Below are 15,061 nucleotides of genomic sequence, written 5' to 3' on the forward strand. Positions count from 1 at the left end.
CACGAATGGGTGGAGATTCGCCCTGAACTACACGATGATGCAATCTATTTCGCAAACGTCCGCATCGCCGCTCTCGCTGAGGCCCGGGTGTAAACCATCTGTTGTCAGAAACTGTAAAGGATCTCTTGACATCGGACAATATTGGGGGACCAAACGGGGAACGTTCCGGATGGAGCGCGGGCGCCTCGCCCGCATCCCCGTGGCATCGGCCTCAGTGCCAGCGAAACGTTCAGAAGCCCCCCTACCCCCCAATGCTGGGGGACCAAACGGGCGAGGATGCAGGTTGTGGGGGCGGGTTTCACGGTAGGTCCAGCGTCTCGCCAGACATCGGACCCGGAGCGGGACGCTTGTCCCGGCGAATGAATTCGCGGGCTACGACGAGCACAAAGTGCCCCTGCGGGCACTGAGGGAGCGGTGCGAGCCGGGCACCGAGGCATGAATGCCCCGGCAATGAGGGCTTCGGCCGCAAAGCCCTTGAAAGGGCCTACCACGTTGGGGCGAGCGTCCGCGCGCGCAGCCTGTAACGCCCGCTTCCCTCGACGCCGGCCCCCGGGCCGGCGTTCGGTTTCACGGTAGGTCCGGCGTCCCCGCCGGACATCCGCCCCGGAGCGGGACGCTTGTCCCGGCGAATGAATTCGCGGGCTACGACGAGCACAAAGTGCCCCTGCGGGCACTGAGGGAGCGGTGCAAGCCGGGCACCGAGGCATGAATGCCCCGGCAATGAGGCCTTCGGCCGCAAAGCCCTTGAAAGGGCTGGAAGCAAAGTCGAAGTTGAAGGATGGAGATGGATTGGCGCGGCGTTGGTTCCGGCGGTTGAAACCGCTACTACGACAAGCATAAAGTGCCCCTTCGGGCACCGCCGGAATTTGCCATTGATCATCGGCCAATGGCCATTTGACATTGGGTGGTGCCCGAAGGCCCTCGCGGACGTTGGAAGTTGGAAGTTGGAAGGTAGAGGTTGGAGATGGGTTGGCGCGGCGTTGGTTCCGGCGGATGAAACCGCGTCCCGAGGCATGAATGCCCCGGCAATGAGGCCTTCGGCCGCAAAGCCCTTGAAAGGGCAGCCGGCGGAGCGTGCTGGTGTGGGGACCCCGGGAATTGCAGGTCACCGGATTCACCCCCGGGTGAGCACGCGCTGCGTCGTCTCCAGCAGCTTCGCGCGCAATTGGAGGCGTTCGGCCTCGCGGGCGTAGTGTGCCACGCGGTGGTGGTGGGCGCAGATCACGGCGAGGTTCCATATTTGCTCCTCGCCGCCCTCGCTGAGTGGCTCAATATGGTGGACTTCCACGTACCGGGTGCCGTCCTCCTTCACAAAAGTATTGGAGCACTGTGGGACGAGGCAGAATTCGCCGAACGTATGCCGGGCCAGACGGACCCAGCCACGGTCGCGAGCGCGAATCTCCACGAGGTATTCGCGTTCACGCGCTGTGACTGGCAGCGCCTTGACAAGCTCGGGCTCATCGACCTCATCCCGCAGGAGGTCGACTCCACGCAGAGTGTACGTCCCGTGGTTGTCCACGAACGTGAGCAAGCCTTCGTCGCGGAGGACCTGAAGTTGCTGGCGAACCTTCGCGTACGTGTGCTGGTTCTGTGGCGCGAATGCCGCAAACTCGGCTTCATAGCGCTGGTAGAACTCCTGGAGGGTGAAGGTGCGAAGCCCCACGGTGTTGCAGAATTCGGAAACCAGGTGGTAGGTGAACTCTTTCCAGCCCATCGCAATGCCCCTTCCCCTCACGAAGCCAATCGATATCGCCCGTGTCCAAGCGGCTGAATCGTGGGTGTCTGGCGGACAACACGTCGGATTGTGCAGTCCCAGGTCCGCGTTGTTCGCGCTCGTGGGTGCAGCCTGACGACCTGGGTGATGTCAACCAAGTGGCCCTCACCTCCAAGGTCTCGGAGGGCATCGGCCACGATCTCCGCCCATGTTATTGGCCTGCCTGCGTTCGGCGTTTGAGCCTCACGCTGCATTATGGTGCTGAAAGCGAATACGATTTGTGCGGGCCCCCGTTCATCCTCGATGCGCGCAACCGCCAGGCTCAGGTAGCCCGCGTCTACGTCCATTCCTACAAACGTTCTGCCCAACCGCGCGGCGACGACGCCCGTGGTTCCGCTTCCGCAGAAGGGATCCAGCACCAGGTCGCCCGGATTGGAGGATGCGCGGAGGATGCGGTCGAGCAGCGCCTCCGGTTTCTGCGTGGGGTGCTTGCCGTGCTTCTTCTCGCCGTTGGCGGGCGGCGTGATCTGCCAGAGACTCTGCATCTGCTTGCCGTGGTTGTCCGCCTTCATCGCCTCGTAGTTGAAGAGGTGGCGCGCCTTGGGGTCGTGCCGCGCCCACAGCACGGTCTCGGTAGCGTGGGTGAAATAACGGCACGAGAGATTGGGCGGAGGGTTGACCTTGTACCATGCGATATCGTTGAGGATCTTGTAGCCCAGTGTCTGCATGGCAAAGCCGACGCTATAGATGTTGTGATTGGTGCCGGTCACCCAGATGGTCCCATTGGGATTGAGCACGCGCCGGCACTCCGTGAGCCAGGAGACGTTGAACTCGTGGATGGCCTCAAACGTCTCGGATTTGTCCCACATCCCCTTGTTGACGCTCACCATCTTGCCGGACTGGCAGGTGATGCCGTTGTTGCTGAGGAAATAGGGCGGATCCGCGAAGATGACGTCGAACATTGGGCGCCTGATGCGGCGCAGGAGTTCGAGGGAATCACCCTGATAGAGGCGGATGCCGTGCTCGCGGTCCTCGAAGAACGGAACCGGCTTTTCGCCATATTGAGCCGGCGTTTCGGCGACGGCTGAAGGGGCTTCATCGTCAGGCGCGGCGTCAAAAATGTCCGGAATATCGAGCACGAGCGGGGGTGACCTCCTGTTTCGCCTGGCCGCTTTGTGCGCCGGCGGATCGATCCAGATCGTGGCCGGATCGGGGCGCAAAGGTCAAGCGTAAACGACGAATGATGAGCGATGGACTCAGCATTCAGCATCCGGCATCCAGCATTCAGGGCGGGCCGGCGCTTCGCGCCGGCAACCGGCGGGACGCCGGTCGTACCGTAGGCCAGCATCCGGCATTCAGCATCCAGCATTCAGGATTCAGGGCGGCGACGCCGCTTCGCGCCGGTAACCGGCGGGACGCCGGTCGTACCGTGGGGCAGCATCCGGCATTCAGCATCCAGCATTCAGGATTCAGGGCGGCGCTTCGCGCCGGCAACCGGCGGGACGCCGGTCGTACCGTGGGCCAGCATTCGGCATTCAGCATCCAGCATTCAGGATTCAGGGCGGCGACGCCGCTTCGCGCCGGCAACCGGCGGGGCGCCCGCGCTACACCTCCCGATGCGGGCGGGGCGCCCGCGCTACATTTCGGACCCCAACCCCTGACCCCCATCCCCTAACCCCTCCCAAAAAAAACTTCAGACAAAAGGGCCTTCCCGCGGGCTAGTAAGTGGGAGGGCTTTCAAATGCCGTACAAATGTGCAACGTGGGAGAGCGATGGGTTCAAGCGGGGGCCGCGGCACGCGCCGACGCTGGCCGGGCGCTACCTGCTGCCGGGTCAGTTGCAGAAGGAGGAGGTCCACGCGAGCCTGCAGAGCCCGTTGAGGGTGCTGCTGGCGACGTACCTGGGCCTGAAGGGTCCATCGACGACTCCGGAATTGGCGCAGGCGCTGGGCTGCTCGCTGGACCGGATCGGGACGAAACTGCGGGGTATGCGGCACGGCGGCGTTGTGGACTGCGTTCGGTTGAAGCGGGAGGCGGGGTACATTGGCAGCACGCCCAGAGCATGGTGGATCACGGAGACGGGGCGGTGGGCGCTCTGGCGTCAGGCGTGGATGACGCGGAGCGCCTTCTGCCCGGGGTATATGGACTGGGACCCGGGAACCGTGATGCCGGACGATCCGGTGGAGGCGGTCCGGTTACACGTGCGGGAGGAGTTCCTCCGGCCGGGATCGTACCGTGGGATCGCCTACATGATGCGGTGGGGACTTGTGACGATGCGCGAGACGGCGATTGCGCTTGGGATTGCGCCGGCGATTATGTACAAGCGGATGCACTGGTGGGAGCGGAATGGCTGGGTTGAGCAGACGAAGTGGCCACATTATGGACTGCCGGGGCAGGAGGTGTGGTGCTGGCTGTTGACGTATGCGGGCAATGATGCGGCGCTGTACCATGCGTCTGCGCTGCGTATGGCGGCGATCGCGTGCGGTTGGACGCCGACACCGGGCGGGGTGCGTTACGGTCCCGGCTACAGCCGGTATGAGTGGGAGCAGGAGTTTTTGGATATGGGGTGGAAGATGTGAACTGAGACTTGAGGCTTGAGAATTGAGTATTGAGAATTGAGGCTTGAGAATTGAGTATTGAGAATTGAGTATTGAGATTTTGGAAGTGGGGCGCGGGTTTGGGCGGTTTAATCCCATCCTTCGTTCTTGAAACTCTCGCCGGGGGCCACCCATGGCGTGTTATACTGTGGATAGCCTTATGCGAACATTTGTTGCCATACCCGTCGTCGCCGACCTCCCGTCACGCTACCTCATGGAATGCCGCGAGTTCCTGCAGGCGGCCCGGGCCGACGTGAAGTGGGTGGCGGGCGGCCATTTCCACCTTACGCTGCGCTTTGTGGGCGATGCATCCGAGGACGACGTCGCGGCTCTCAAAAAGTGTGTGCGCGCGTTGGCAGGGATCGGACCGATCGAAGCGACGCTGGCGGGCGCAGGCGCCTTTCCCAGCGTGGCCCGCGCGCAGACGCTCTGGGCCGGAGTGACGGACCCTGCGAAGAGGATCGCCGGCCTCGAGCGATCTCTATCGGAAAGCCTAGAAAGCGAGGGCTTTCCTCCGGAACGCAAACCGTTTCACCCGCACATCACATTGGGCAGGGTCCGCTCCCCGCGCGGCCTTGCCGCATTGACGCATGAACTGCAGAAGTGGGACAGCCAGGGCCGCACGATGCCGTGGCGCCTCGACAGGGTCACGGTCTTCGAAAGCCGGTTGACGCCGTCCGGTCCCATCTACACACCTTTACTCGAAGTCCCGCTATAGGCGGCGCGAAGCCCTGTCGGCAAAGGAGAAACACCGTGGACAAAGCGAAAGCGTTGGAATTGGCCCTGAGCCAGCTGGAAAAATCGTTCGGCAAGGGCAGCGTGATGCGGCTCGGCGAGGCCACTAAGCTGAACGTGCAGGTCGTCCCCACCGGCTGCCTCGCGCTGGACGTGGCTCTCGGGGTTGGCGGCGTTCCCCGCGGGCGTATCGTCGAGATCTACGGCACCGAATCGTCCGGCAAGACGACGGTCGCCCTTCACATCGCGGCCGAGGCGCAGCGTCTAGGCGGCACGGCGGCCATCATCGACGCGGAGCATGCCGTCGATCCGATCTACGCGAAGGCCATCGGGGTGGACATCGCCAATCTCCTCATCTCCCAGCCGGATACCGGCGAAGAGGCCCTCGAAATCGCGGATGCCCTGATCCGTTCCGGCGCCATCGACGTGGTGATCATCGACTCCGTGGCGGCGCTCGTGCCGAAGGCCGAAATCGAAGGCGAGATGGGCGACAGCCACATGGGGTTGCAGGCGCGCCTCATGAGCCAGGCCCTTCGCAAGCTTGGCGGAAACATCAGCAAGAGCAACACTTGCGCCATCTTCATCAACCAGTTGCGCGAGAAGATCGGCGTCATGTTCGGCAACCCGGAGGTCACCCCCGGCGGCCGCGCCCTGAAGTTCTGGGCCAGCGTGCGCCTCGAGGTTCGCCGCGGCGAGCCTATAAAGTCGGGCACGGACGTTATCGGCAGCCGGACAAAGGTGAAGGTGGTCAAGAACAAGGTGGCGCCGCCGTTCCGCGCGTGCGAGTTTGACATCATGTTCGGTCACGGCATCAGCCGCGAGGGCAGCATCCTCGACGTCGGCGTGGAGCAGGGCGTCATCGCCAAAGCCGGCGCCTTCTTCAGTTTCGAGGACCAGCGGCTCGCTCAGGGGCGCGAAAACGCCCGCCAGTTCCTGATTGAGAACCCCGCCATCGCGAAAGCCATCGAGGACCGCATACGGGTGAACATCGAGGAAGGCAAGGAACCGCCGGTGGACGAAGTCATCGGCGCCGAGGACGAGTAGCGGCTCAGGAGAGTTGAGGATTGGGAATTGAGGATTGAGGATCCGGCCCCTCAATCCTCAATTCTCAAGTCTCAATGCTATCGAGCCGAAGGGTAGCCGCTCAACACCCCGCTGTCCGTAACCACGATGAAGCGGTCGGCCAGCGAATCGTAGACGGTGCCGGTTGAGACCGGCCCTCCCAGCGTTGTTGTCGTCGCGCTGGACGGCTGTGACAGCGGAACCTGCACAAACGACCCGCTCGATGTCCCGAACGCCAGCACTCCCGCCGTGCGGTTGATGGTCAAGCCCGCGATCCGGCCGTTAGCTGCGTAGAACGGCTGGAACGACGCGCTTCCCGGAGCCCACTTCAGGATGCGGCCGTTCGCCGTTCCCAGATAGACATTGCCGCCGGCGTCCGCGAACGGAGCCGCGGTGATCGGGCTGCCGATGTCCGCAACGCCAAAATGGCCGAAACCCAGGTCAGGGTTCAGCGTCACGGCGTTCATTTTCCAGACCTTCCCACCCTTGCTCGCCAGGATGAGGTCGTTCCCCACCAGCATCGGCGAAAGACACCGCTCGCCGCCTGCAAACGATGAACGCACGGTCAGGTTGTCCTGGTTGAGAAGCGTCAGCCCGCTTCCGGATGCCCAGCCCGCGTTGACGTACAGGTACCGGCCGCTCGCCGCGGGAGAGAAATCGCCGAGGTCGCCCGCGTTGGTGTACCCCAGGAACGGCGAAAGGGAAAGCGGCGTGCCGGTGGCTTCGTCCAGTTTGAACACGTAGTTGTTGAACGGTCCAGACCCGGTGGACAGGTTGACGAACACCTTGCCATCCGGTGTCACGGCCGGTGTGCTGACCGTCTGCCCCGGCAACGGCCGCACTTGCCACGCAACGGTCCCGTTGGGCAGAACCCGCACTACGTCCCCCCGGTCGGTGGTCAGGTAGACGGCTTTGCCGGTCTTTCCGTAGTAGACCGCCGGTCGGCTGGGCAGCATCACCGTCGCTCCTACCGCCGCGCTGATATCGACCGGGAAACCGGACACGGCAGAGCCGTCTTCGGTGCTGCGGGCCGAGAGCTTGCCGTCGCCTCCGCCCACGTAGGCGATGCCCTCCGTAACAGTAACGCCGCCCTTCACAACGGCGCCAAGATTAGATGACCAAGGTGCCGGCGGCTGCCGTTCAAAGGCGCCAATGTCGACGTGTCGTCCGCTGATACGTGGATTGCCATCCAGGTCGAAGCTGCCCGGCGCCACACCCAGATCATCTCCGGCGTCGATGCAGGGGGACCCTCGGAGCAGATGGAGGTCACCATTAGTCAGGCCTTTGAATAATGGGTCACGGTTGATGTTGCCATTGGTTCCTATCGGGTCCGCAACGTTCCATAGGTCGACCGTATTCCCAAAGATGTCACTGTGCGAGAGTTCCAACGTCGCCCCATCGTATCGCCATATCCCTATACGATTGAAGGCCAAGATGGAATTGGTGACTGTCGCCGTGCTCGACGGGTATTGCAGGATTCCATAGATGGCTCCAGTGATTGAACACCCGGTAATCGTGGCTGTGCTCTCCCGCAGGGTGACGCCGTTTCTGCCGTCGTGCCCGTGACTGAAAGCGGAATTGGAAACCGTCATGGTGGATCCGGACATAGCTATGAGGCTGTCGCCGTTTCCGGAAAAGGCGCAGTTGGAGATGCTAGCCGTGCTGTTGGTGTAAAGCGAGACTCCTACGTCATTGCCGGTCAGGGTGCAACCGGTGAGAGTCGCTTTTCCGGAGTCGGTGCCGTAGACGCCGTTGCCGTTCCCCGTGAAACTGCAACTTGAAAAGGATGCTGTTCCGGATCTGTCAATCCCGGCGCCGTCCCGGTTTCCGCTGAAATTGCAATTGGCCACAATCGCCGTGCCGGCGCCGTATACGAATAGACCGCGAGAGTTGTTGTTGAACGTGCAATTTGCGATCGTAAGGGTACCCAGGTATACCGTTACGCCGGACCCGGCTTGCATCGCCACATCGCCGGTGCGAATGGCGAATCCATCGAGGATCGGTCCCTCAACGAATGAATTCACCTCTGAGGCGGTGCCGGCGCCGTCCAGAATGGTAGTATTGCCGCTCACGTTCCTCTGAGCGCGAGCGGTTTCGGTTCCGTTGAAGCCGCCGTAGAGCGATACGCCTGACTTGAGCGTGAGGTTTTCGAGATACCTCCCTTTCACCACCCAGATTTCATCCCCCGAGTTGGCGCTATCTATTGAGGTTTGCACAGCCGTGAACGCCGTACTCCAGGACTTGCCATCTTGGACGGTACCAGGGGCGTTCAGGTCTACATAAACGACGCCTGAAAGAGCAGGGCGAACGAATCCGCAGCAGAGGACGAACAGCAGGGAGAGGGTGATGCACAAAGCAGGACGGGTGATGCGCTCCATCGGTAGCCTCCTCGGTGTACCAGGCGTGGCGGACGGGCAGTGAAGGCCCGAGCGCGCGCGTATCGGTCCAATGTAACTGAGCGAGCCGTGGCAGAACGTGTCCGCCTGTCACAACACATCATTATATCACCTCTTATTGTACGATTGCGCATCGCCTTCCCAACCTGCAAATCCTCCGTGCCCATCCGTGTGCTCCGTGTCCTGTTCTGAAATTGGGCCTCGTCGTGCCCCACCGACTGAAGTCGGCGGCTGTGGAACCCCCAAAGTCCGTACGGACTGCGGATCAACCGGCTTCAGCCGGTTCCGTTCGACAGCCGTTGGCTTCAGCCAATGGGGCAAAACGTACCGTTTTCATGCTTCATGGTGTGCGGAGCTCATGTAATCTCCGTGGTAGATGCGGATCAAGGCGCCAAGTAGAGTACACCGTTTGACCCTGCGCCCCACCAGATACCCATAAATAATGAAACGGCCGAATCCCGAGACCCGGAACCAGAAACTCGAAGCTCGAAACCTGAATCCCCCAAGGAGAACCCAGTTGTCACAGCAGATCAATTTCCCGTTGCTCGCCTCCCAGGCGCCCACGCATTGGTACAACATCATGGCGGACTTTCCGGAGCCCATGGCCCCGCCGCTCCACCCGGGCACCAAACAGCCCGTCACCCTGGAGGACATGACCGCCATTTTCCCGGAAGTGCTCGTCCGGCAGGAAATGTCGGCCGACCGCTGGATCGAGATCCCCGAACCGGTGCAGGAAGTCTACGGGACATGGCGCTCCACACCGTTGATCCGAGCCGTGCGCCTCGAGCGCGCGCTGGACACGCCGGCGCACATCTACTACAAATACGAAGGCGCCAGCCCGGCCGGGAGCCACAAGCCCAACACGGCCGTCCCCCAGGCGTATTACAACAAGATCTCGGGCGTGAAGCGCCTGGCCACCGAGACCGGCGCGGGCCAGTGGGGCGCGTCGCTGGCGATGGCCTGCAGCATCTTCGGCCTGGAGTGCAACATCTACATGGTCCGCGTCAGCTACGATGCGAAGCCGTACCGCCGCATGCTGATGCACACCTGGGGCGCCACGGTTCACGCCAGCCCGAGCACCAAGACCGAGTTCGGCCGCAAAATCCTCGCCGATGACCCGAAGTGCGCCGGCAGCCTCGGCATCGCCATCAGCGAAGCCGTTGAGGACACCGTAACCCACCCCGGCACCAAATACTCCCTTGGCAGTGTGCTCAACCACGTGTGCATCCACCAGAGCGTCATCGGCCAGGAAGCCATGCTCCAGATGGAAATGGCAGGCGAAGAGCCGGACGTCATCCTCGGGTGTGTGGGCGGCGGAAGCAACTTCGCGGGCCTCACGTTCCCGTTCGCCGGCAAGAAGATCACCGAAGGCAAGAAATACCGCATCGTGGCGATGGAACCGACCGCGTGCCCCACACTGACCAAAGGCGAGTTGCGCTACGATTTCGGCGACACCGCGGGCATGACGCCGCTGCTGATGATGAACACGCTGGGCCACGACTTCATGCCACCGTCCATCCACGCCGGCGGGCTCCGCTATCACGGCATGTCGCCGATGGTGAGCCACCTCTATAAGCTGGGCATCATCGAAGCCAGGGCTGTCCACCAGACCGCCATCTTCGAGGCCGCGATCCAGTTCGCGCGGACCGAGGGGATCGTCCCCGCTCCCGAATCCAGCCATGCCATCCGCGGCGCCATCGACGAGGCCCTGGAGGCCAAGGAGGCCGGCGAAAAGCGCGTCATCCTCTTCAACCTGAGCGGCCACGGTATGCTGGACCTCGGCGCGTACGACGCGGCCGTTGGCGGCAGGCTGAAAGACGTGGCGGACTAGGGGCCGTAGGCCTGAGAATTGAGGATTGAGAATTGAGGATTGAGGCACCGGATTTGCGGCCTCAATTCTCTTCTCAACGCTCCGTTGCTCCGTTCTCAGAACCCTCCCTACCCCCCGCTCGCACGGCTCGCGGTGCCCTCCCTGAGGCGAAGGGGAAGCCCTTGTGCGCCACCCGAATGCGGGCGAGGCGCCCGCGCTACGTTTCGCGGGTGCGGGCGAGGCGCCCGCGCTACGTTTTGCGGGTGCGGGCGAGGCGCCCGCGCTACGTTTTGCGGGTGCGGGCTGGGCGCCCGTGTTACATTTTCCGGATGCGGGCGAGGCGCCCGCGCTACGTTTTGCGGGTGCGGGCTGGGCGCCCGCGTTACATTTCCCGGATGCGGGTGGGGCCCCCGCGCTACGTCTCCTTGTGATCCTGCCTCGTTGACATGGTGTAACCGGCGGGACCCATACGGGCTGGCTGCCGGACCTACCATTACCGTAGACGGAGGTTGGAGGATAGACTTGGGTGCACTGCAAAATGTCCCCCCCCCGCCTACGCGCCCTCCGCGGTTAATCACCGAGCGCCGGCGCTACGCTTTGTTCAGTTCCTCGCGCAGCAGGTTCAGCGCGGCCTGGGACGTGAAGCGGCGGATGGCCTCGCGGCCGCCGCGGAAAAGGTGATCGCGCGCCACTGCTCCGTTCGGCATCTCAACGGCGACCCACACCGTGCCGACCGGCTTCTCCGGGGTGCCGCCGTCCGGCCCGGCGATTCCGGTCACAGAGTAGGCGGCATCGGCGTGGTAGACACGCCGCGCTCCTGCCGCCATTTCGAGGGCAACTTCGCGGCTTACGGCCCCGTGCTCCGCGAGCGTGGCCTCCCCCACCCCGAGGAGGTCCCTCTTCGCCTGATTGCTGTACGTCACGGCGCATCCCTGGAACACGGCGCTGGCGCCGGGAATCGCGGTTAGGCGCTCGGCGATGCCGCCCCCCGTGCACGACTCCGCGCCGGCGAGCGTCCAGCCCAGCGTAAGGAGCCGTTTGAGGACGGTGCTCTCCAGCGTCTCGTCGTCGCGGCCGACGATGAACTCCCCGAGGCGGGACGCAATCTCCCGGTCCACGGGGTCGATCAGCGCGGCGGCCGCCTCCGGAGACAGCGCCCGGGCGGTGATCCGCAGGTGCACCTCGCCCATCTTGGCGTATGGCGCCACCGTCGGGTTTTCGCCGTCCAACAGATCATTGACGCGTTCGGCCGCGATCGACTCCCCGATGCCGGACAGCTTGATGGTGCGTGAGACGAGGACCGGGTGGCCAGGCCCCAGAATGCCGCGGAGGTACGGAACCAGGGAATCCACGACCATCGGCTTCAACTCATGGGGAGGGCCGGGAAGACAGGCGACCGTCTTGCCGGCGGAGGTCATGGCCACGCCGGGCGCGGTGCCGTTCTCGTTCTGGAAGACGGTCCCGCCTTCGAATACGAGCGCCTGTTTGAGGTTGGTTTCGGGCAGGCGGATGTGCCTCATGGCGAAGAAGGAACGCAGTCGCTCTTCCGCTATGGGATCGTTCACCAATCGCACGCCCAGAACCTGCGCCACCGTTTCCTTGGTGAGATCGTCCTTCGTGGGGCCTAACCCCCCGCCTAGAATCACGATGTCCGCGCGCGTGAACGCGGACCGGATGGCGTCGCCCAGGCGCTGCGGGTTATCGCCCACGACAACCTTCTGGTACACCCCGATGCCCAGTCCGGCGAGGGTCTGCGCCAGAAACGCGGCGTTCGTATCCACAATTTGCCCTAGCAAAATCTCGGTCCCTACGCTGATGATTTCCGCGGTCACATCCCCCACCTTTCGTCGTATCGCGAGCGTGCAATTCGCCTCCGCCGCCGGCCACATCTGCAGATTCGTCCCGGATCGGCCAAATACAGTATACGGTTGTAGCCTCTACAGTCGTTGCGCCCATTGACATGCGAGGAATCGCATGTTAGAATCGCACTAACCCGTGGGATGGAGCCACCGACGGGATTACGGACAAGGAGCGTGGATCATGGCAGGAGAAGCGCCAAAGAAAAAGCGGCCGCGTGGCGGCGGGTTTGCCGCGAATCCGGAACTCGCCAGGGAAGCGGGCCGCAAAGGCGGTCTCAAGGTGCGGGATACGTACGGCTCCGAGCGCTATGCCGACATCGGTCGGCAGGGCGGCGAGACTGTGCGGGAAAAGTATGGCAGTGATTATTTCCGCGAGATCGGCAGCAAGGGAGGAAAGGTCAGCACCAAGGGTCCAAAGCCCGAGGACGAGCCGGCTGCCTGAGCCGGCACAGACGGCATAACAAGACGCAACGAGGCGTCCTTCCTCTTGACACTGCAGCGCGCCGAGAAACGCGGCGTGGCTGGGTCACATGCGAGTTTTGGCCAGTTATCTGGCTGGCGTGCGTAGCAATCGCACCGGCTTAGCGCCCCCGTCCTAATGGCGGGGGCGTTTAGCGTTTTGGAGGTGTCGCGGAGACTATCGCTGAGGCACGGGGAGCACAGAGACGTGTTAACCGCACGATGGCGCGTTCGGGACGAGCCGCCCCGGAAGCGGGCCGGCAAAGTGAACCGCAGCGCATTTGACACGCTTAACGAGCGTTGGTATACTGAGTGGGGCGTGGAGCGGTGTCCGAGCTGGCTTAAGGAGCACGCCTGGAAAGTGTGTAAGGTTAAACCCCTTCCCGGGTTCGAATCCCGGCCGCTCCGCCAAACTGGAAGTTAGAAGTGGGATGTTGGAACTGAGAAGGTGGAAGCCGGATTGAAAATCCGGCTTCCACCTTTTCGATGTACGCCGGGCATGCGCCCGTTCTCGGAGGTGAAAGTCCTCTACGGTAAAGGGAATCGGAACCGTTAAGCGACGGCAAGGGCGTCACCGCGAGGTGGGGTCTGAAGGAAGCCAGAGCCACAGCCACGACCCGACGAACAGAAACCGGATAGTAGGCCACAGGCGGTGGGTGAGCCGGCATGAGACGGCGAAACCCGTGATTCCCAAGACCGGCCTGTGGTAAATCCGGCGGGTGCGGGGCGAAAGAACGCGCGCTTATCCCGGGAGATCTGCCGAGTTGCCCACAAAGGTGGGCTACCCAGCCAGCAATGTCTGGGGAGGATTCGGCAGAAGTCAGCAGAGGCCATAGTACCGCACCTCCATAGCCTTTCGTGCCGTAGGGTGTGGGAAGGGCCGAACACAAAGACACAAGGAACCGATCACAGGATTGTCACAGGCCATGGAGCAGAAGACCCAGAGGGCCGACCATACCCAACAGCTGGCCTTTGTCTATGAGGCGGCGGGTGAAGCCCAGCCAGTGCATAGCGAAGGGACTCAAGCCGTGACACCGCCCGTGGGAACGGAGACAGGCGCTGGTCGCCAAACGCTCCATCCGGTAGCCTTGGCGGACGGCCTTATGGAGGCCGTCGTAGACGCGGAGAACATGCGGCAGGCGCACAAGCGTGTGCGGACCAACAAGGGGAGTCCCGGCATCGACAGCATGACGGTGAAAGAGATGGCGGGCTACCTCAAGACGGAATGGCCTCGTATTCGCTTGGAACTGCTGGCAGGGACGTACAAGCCACAACCGGTGAAACGGGTGGAGATACCCAAGCCGGACGGCGGTGTGCGCGAGCTTGGCATACCAACAGTGGTTGACCGTCTGATCCAGCAAGCGGTGCTGCAAGTCCTCACCCCCCTCTACGACCCAACCTTCTCCGAGCACAGTTACGGATTCCGTCCCGGCAGGAGCGCGCATCAGGCGCTCTTGCAGGCACGAGAATACGTGGCAGGCGGAAAGGGCTGGGTGGTAGACCTCGACTTGGAGAAGTTCTTCGACCGGGTGAACCACGACGTGCTGATGGGACGGCTCCGCCATCGTATCGGCGACAAGCGATTGTTGAAGCTGATACGCGGATACCTGACGGCGGGCGTCCTCTGTAACGGAGTGGTCTTCGACCGGGAGGAAGGAACACCCCAGGGCGGCCCGTTGTCGCCTTTACTGGCGAACGTACTGCTGGACGATTTGGACAAGGAGTTGGAACGGCGGGGGCATTGCTTCTGCCGGTATGCCGACGACTGCAACATCTACGTTCACAGTGAGCGGGCTGGACAGCGTGTGATGGCGTCTGTGACGCAGTATCTGGAAAGGAAGTTGCGGCTGAAGGTCAACCAAGCGAAGAGCGCGGTTGCACGACCTTCGGCCCGTAAGTTTCTCGGATACCGCCTCTACGGACGAGGAGAGCGAACAAGGCTCCTCATCGCCCACAAGAGCCTGAAAAGGGCCAAAGACACCATCCGCCGCATCACCAGACGCAACCGGGGAGTCAGTCTCCTGCGTGTTGTGTCCGAACTGCGCTCGTTCACCGATGGCTGGGTGGCCTACTACCACCTGAATGCCAGCAAAACGGTGTTCGAGCAGATGGACCAGTGGATAAGGCGCCGGGTGCGGTGTTACCAATGGAAACAGTGGAAGACACCCAGGAACCGGGCACGGCAGTTGAGGAAGGCGGGTATAGGACCGTATCTGGCGTGGGGTGTGGCATACGATGGACCCGGCCTGTGGCGAGCGGCGGGTTGTCCGGCGCTCTCAATGGCCCTCAATAACGCCAAGCTCATCCAGATGGGATTCTCGTCTCTCGCGGAGAGATACCACGCGCTTAAGTCTGAGTGAACCGCCCGGTGCGGACCCGCATGCCGGGTGGTGTGGGAGGCGGGGCCGGTAACGACCCCGCCTACCCGAT

At 62.9% G+C, this 15,061-nt stretch carries 11 protein-coding genes and 1 tRNA gene; 8 read left to right on the forward strand and 4 right to left on the reverse strand.

Translation table 11 applies throughout. The annotated features are described in order from the left end of the window. Window positions 1-1,114 precede the first annotated feature (1,114 nt). Both VGM51_01490 and VGM51_01495 read right to left on the reverse strand, forming a co-directional pair. Window positions 1,115-1,714: an HNH endonuclease gene (locus VGM51_01490; protein ID HEY3411710.1), complete on the reverse strand. Its 600-nt coding sequence runs from the start codon at window positions 1,712-1,714 to the stop codon at window positions 1,115-1,117. 17 nt (window positions 1,715-1,731) lie between these two features. Continuing rightward, on the reverse strand, window positions 1,732-2,853 hold the full coding sequence (locus VGM51_01495; GenBank protein ID HEY3411711.1) for a site-specific DNA-methyltransferase: 1,122 nt from the start codon (window positions 2,851-2,853) through the stop codon (window positions 1,732-1,734). Between the two features lie 101 nt (window positions 2,854-2,954). On the opposite strand from VGM51_01495, the gene VGM51_01500 reads away from it, so the two are divergent. From VGM51_01500 to recA, 4 genes are all read left to right on the forward strand, one after another. Continuing rightward, window positions 2,955-3,389, forward strand: coding sequence for a hypothetical protein (locus VGM51_01500; GenBank protein ID HEY3411712.1), 435 nt, complete (start codon window positions 2,955-2,957; stop codon window positions 3,387-3,389). Between the two features lie 66 nt (window positions 3,390-3,455). Next, entirely contained in the window at window positions 3,456-4,292 is an 837-nt protein-coding gene (locus tag VGM51_01505) for a hypothetical protein (GenBank protein ID HEY3411713.1), read from the forward strand. A gap of 178 nt (window positions 4,293-4,470) precedes the next feature. Then, the gene (gene thpR, locus VGM51_01510; protein ID HEY3411714.1) at window positions 4,471-5,028 is read left to right on the forward strand and encodes an RNA 2',3'-cyclic phosphodiesterase; all 558 of its coding nucleotides are present in this window, start codon (window positions 4,471-4,473) and stop codon (window positions 5,026-5,028) included. 35 nt (window positions 5,029-5,063) lie between these two features. Beyond that, on the forward strand, window positions 5,064-6,089 hold the full coding sequence (gene recA / locus VGM51_01515; GenBank protein HEY3411715.1) for a recombinase RecA: 1,026 nt from the start codon (window positions 5,064-5,066) through the stop codon (window positions 6,087-6,089). Between the two features lie 77 nt (window positions 6,090-6,166). On the opposite strand, the gene VGM51_01520 is transcribed toward recA, so the two are convergent. Then, window positions 6,167-8,485, reverse strand: a complete 2,319-nt coding sequence (locus tag VGM51_01520; protein ID HEY3411716.1) for a right-handed parallel beta-helix repeat-containing protein — start codon at window positions 8,483-8,485, stop codon at window positions 6,167-6,169. 535 nt (window positions 8,486-9,020) lie between these two features. Between VGM51_01520 and VGM51_01525 the strand changes: the two genes are divergently transcribed. Further along, window positions 9,021-10,334, forward strand: a complete 1,314-nt coding sequence (locus tag VGM51_01525; GenBank protein ID HEY3411717.1) for a TrpB-like pyridoxal phosphate-dependent enzyme — start codon at window positions 9,021-9,023, stop codon at window positions 10,332-10,334. A gap of 569 nt (window positions 10,335-10,903) precedes the next feature. Here VGM51_01525 and VGM51_01530 read toward each other — a convergent pair. Further along, complete coding sequence (locus tag VGM51_01530) at window positions 10,904-12,145, reverse strand: competence/damage-inducible protein A (protein ID HEY3411718.1); 1,242 nt, start codon at window positions 12,143-12,145, stop codon at window positions 10,904-10,906. A 208-nt stretch (window positions 12,146-12,353) separates the two neighbouring features. Here VGM51_01530 and VGM51_01535 point away from each other — a divergent pair, with 208 nt between their 5' ends. From VGM51_01535 to ltrA, 3 genes are all read left to right on the forward strand, one after another. Further along, on the forward strand, window positions 12,354-12,614 hold the full coding sequence (locus VGM51_01535) for a KGG domain-containing protein (protein HEY3411719.1): 261 nt from the start codon (window positions 12,354-12,356) through the stop codon (window positions 12,612-12,614). Window positions 12,615-12,952: 338 nt separating this feature from the next. Then, window positions 12,953-13,042: transfer RNA gene (locus VGM51_01540), tRNA-Ser, on the forward strand. A gap of 515 nt (window positions 13,043-13,557) precedes the next feature. Continuing rightward, complete coding sequence (gene ltrA, locus VGM51_01545; protein HEY3411720.1) at window positions 13,558-14,991, forward strand: group II intron reverse transcriptase/maturase; 1,434 nt, start codon at window positions 13,558-13,560, stop codon at window positions 14,989-14,991. Window positions 14,992-15,061 lie beyond the last annotated feature (70 nt).

It is taken from the genome of Armatimonadota bacterium, assembly GCA_036504095.1.
Classification (GTDB): Bacteria; Armatimonadota; DTGP01; order JAKQQT01; family JAKQQT01; genus DASXUL01.

What these genes read in the sequence shown, in the direction of transcription:
- VGM51_01490 (HEY3411710.1), bottom strand. Translation starts at nt 1,714, where the DNA reads ATGGGCTGGAAAGAGTTCACCTACCACCTGGTTTCCGAATTCTGCAAC.
- VGM51_01500 (HEY3411712.1), top strand. Translation starts at nt 2,955, where the DNA reads ATGATGAGCGATGGACTCAGCATTCAGCATCCGGCATCCAGCATTCAG.
- VGM51_01505 (HEY3411713.1), top strand. Translation starts at nt 3,456, where the DNA reads ATGCCGTACAAATGTGCAACGTGGGAGAGCGATGGGTTCAAGCGGGGG.
- thpR (HEY3411714.1), top strand. Translation starts at nt 4,471, where the DNA reads ATGCGAACATTTGTTGCCATACCCGTCGTCGCCGACCTCCCGTCACGC.
- VGM51_01520 (HEY3411716.1), bottom strand. Translation starts at nt 8,485, where the DNA reads ATGGAGCGCATCACCCGTCCTGCTTTGTGCATCACCCTCTCCCTGCTG.
- VGM51_01535 (HEY3411719.1), top strand. Translation starts at nt 12,354, where the DNA reads ATGGCAGGAGAAGCGCCAAAGAAAAAGCGGCCGCGTGGCGGCGGGTTT.
- ltrA (HEY3411720.1), top strand. Translation starts at nt 13,558, where the DNA reads ATGGAGCAGAAGACCCAGAGGGCCGACCATACCCAACAGCTGGCCTTT.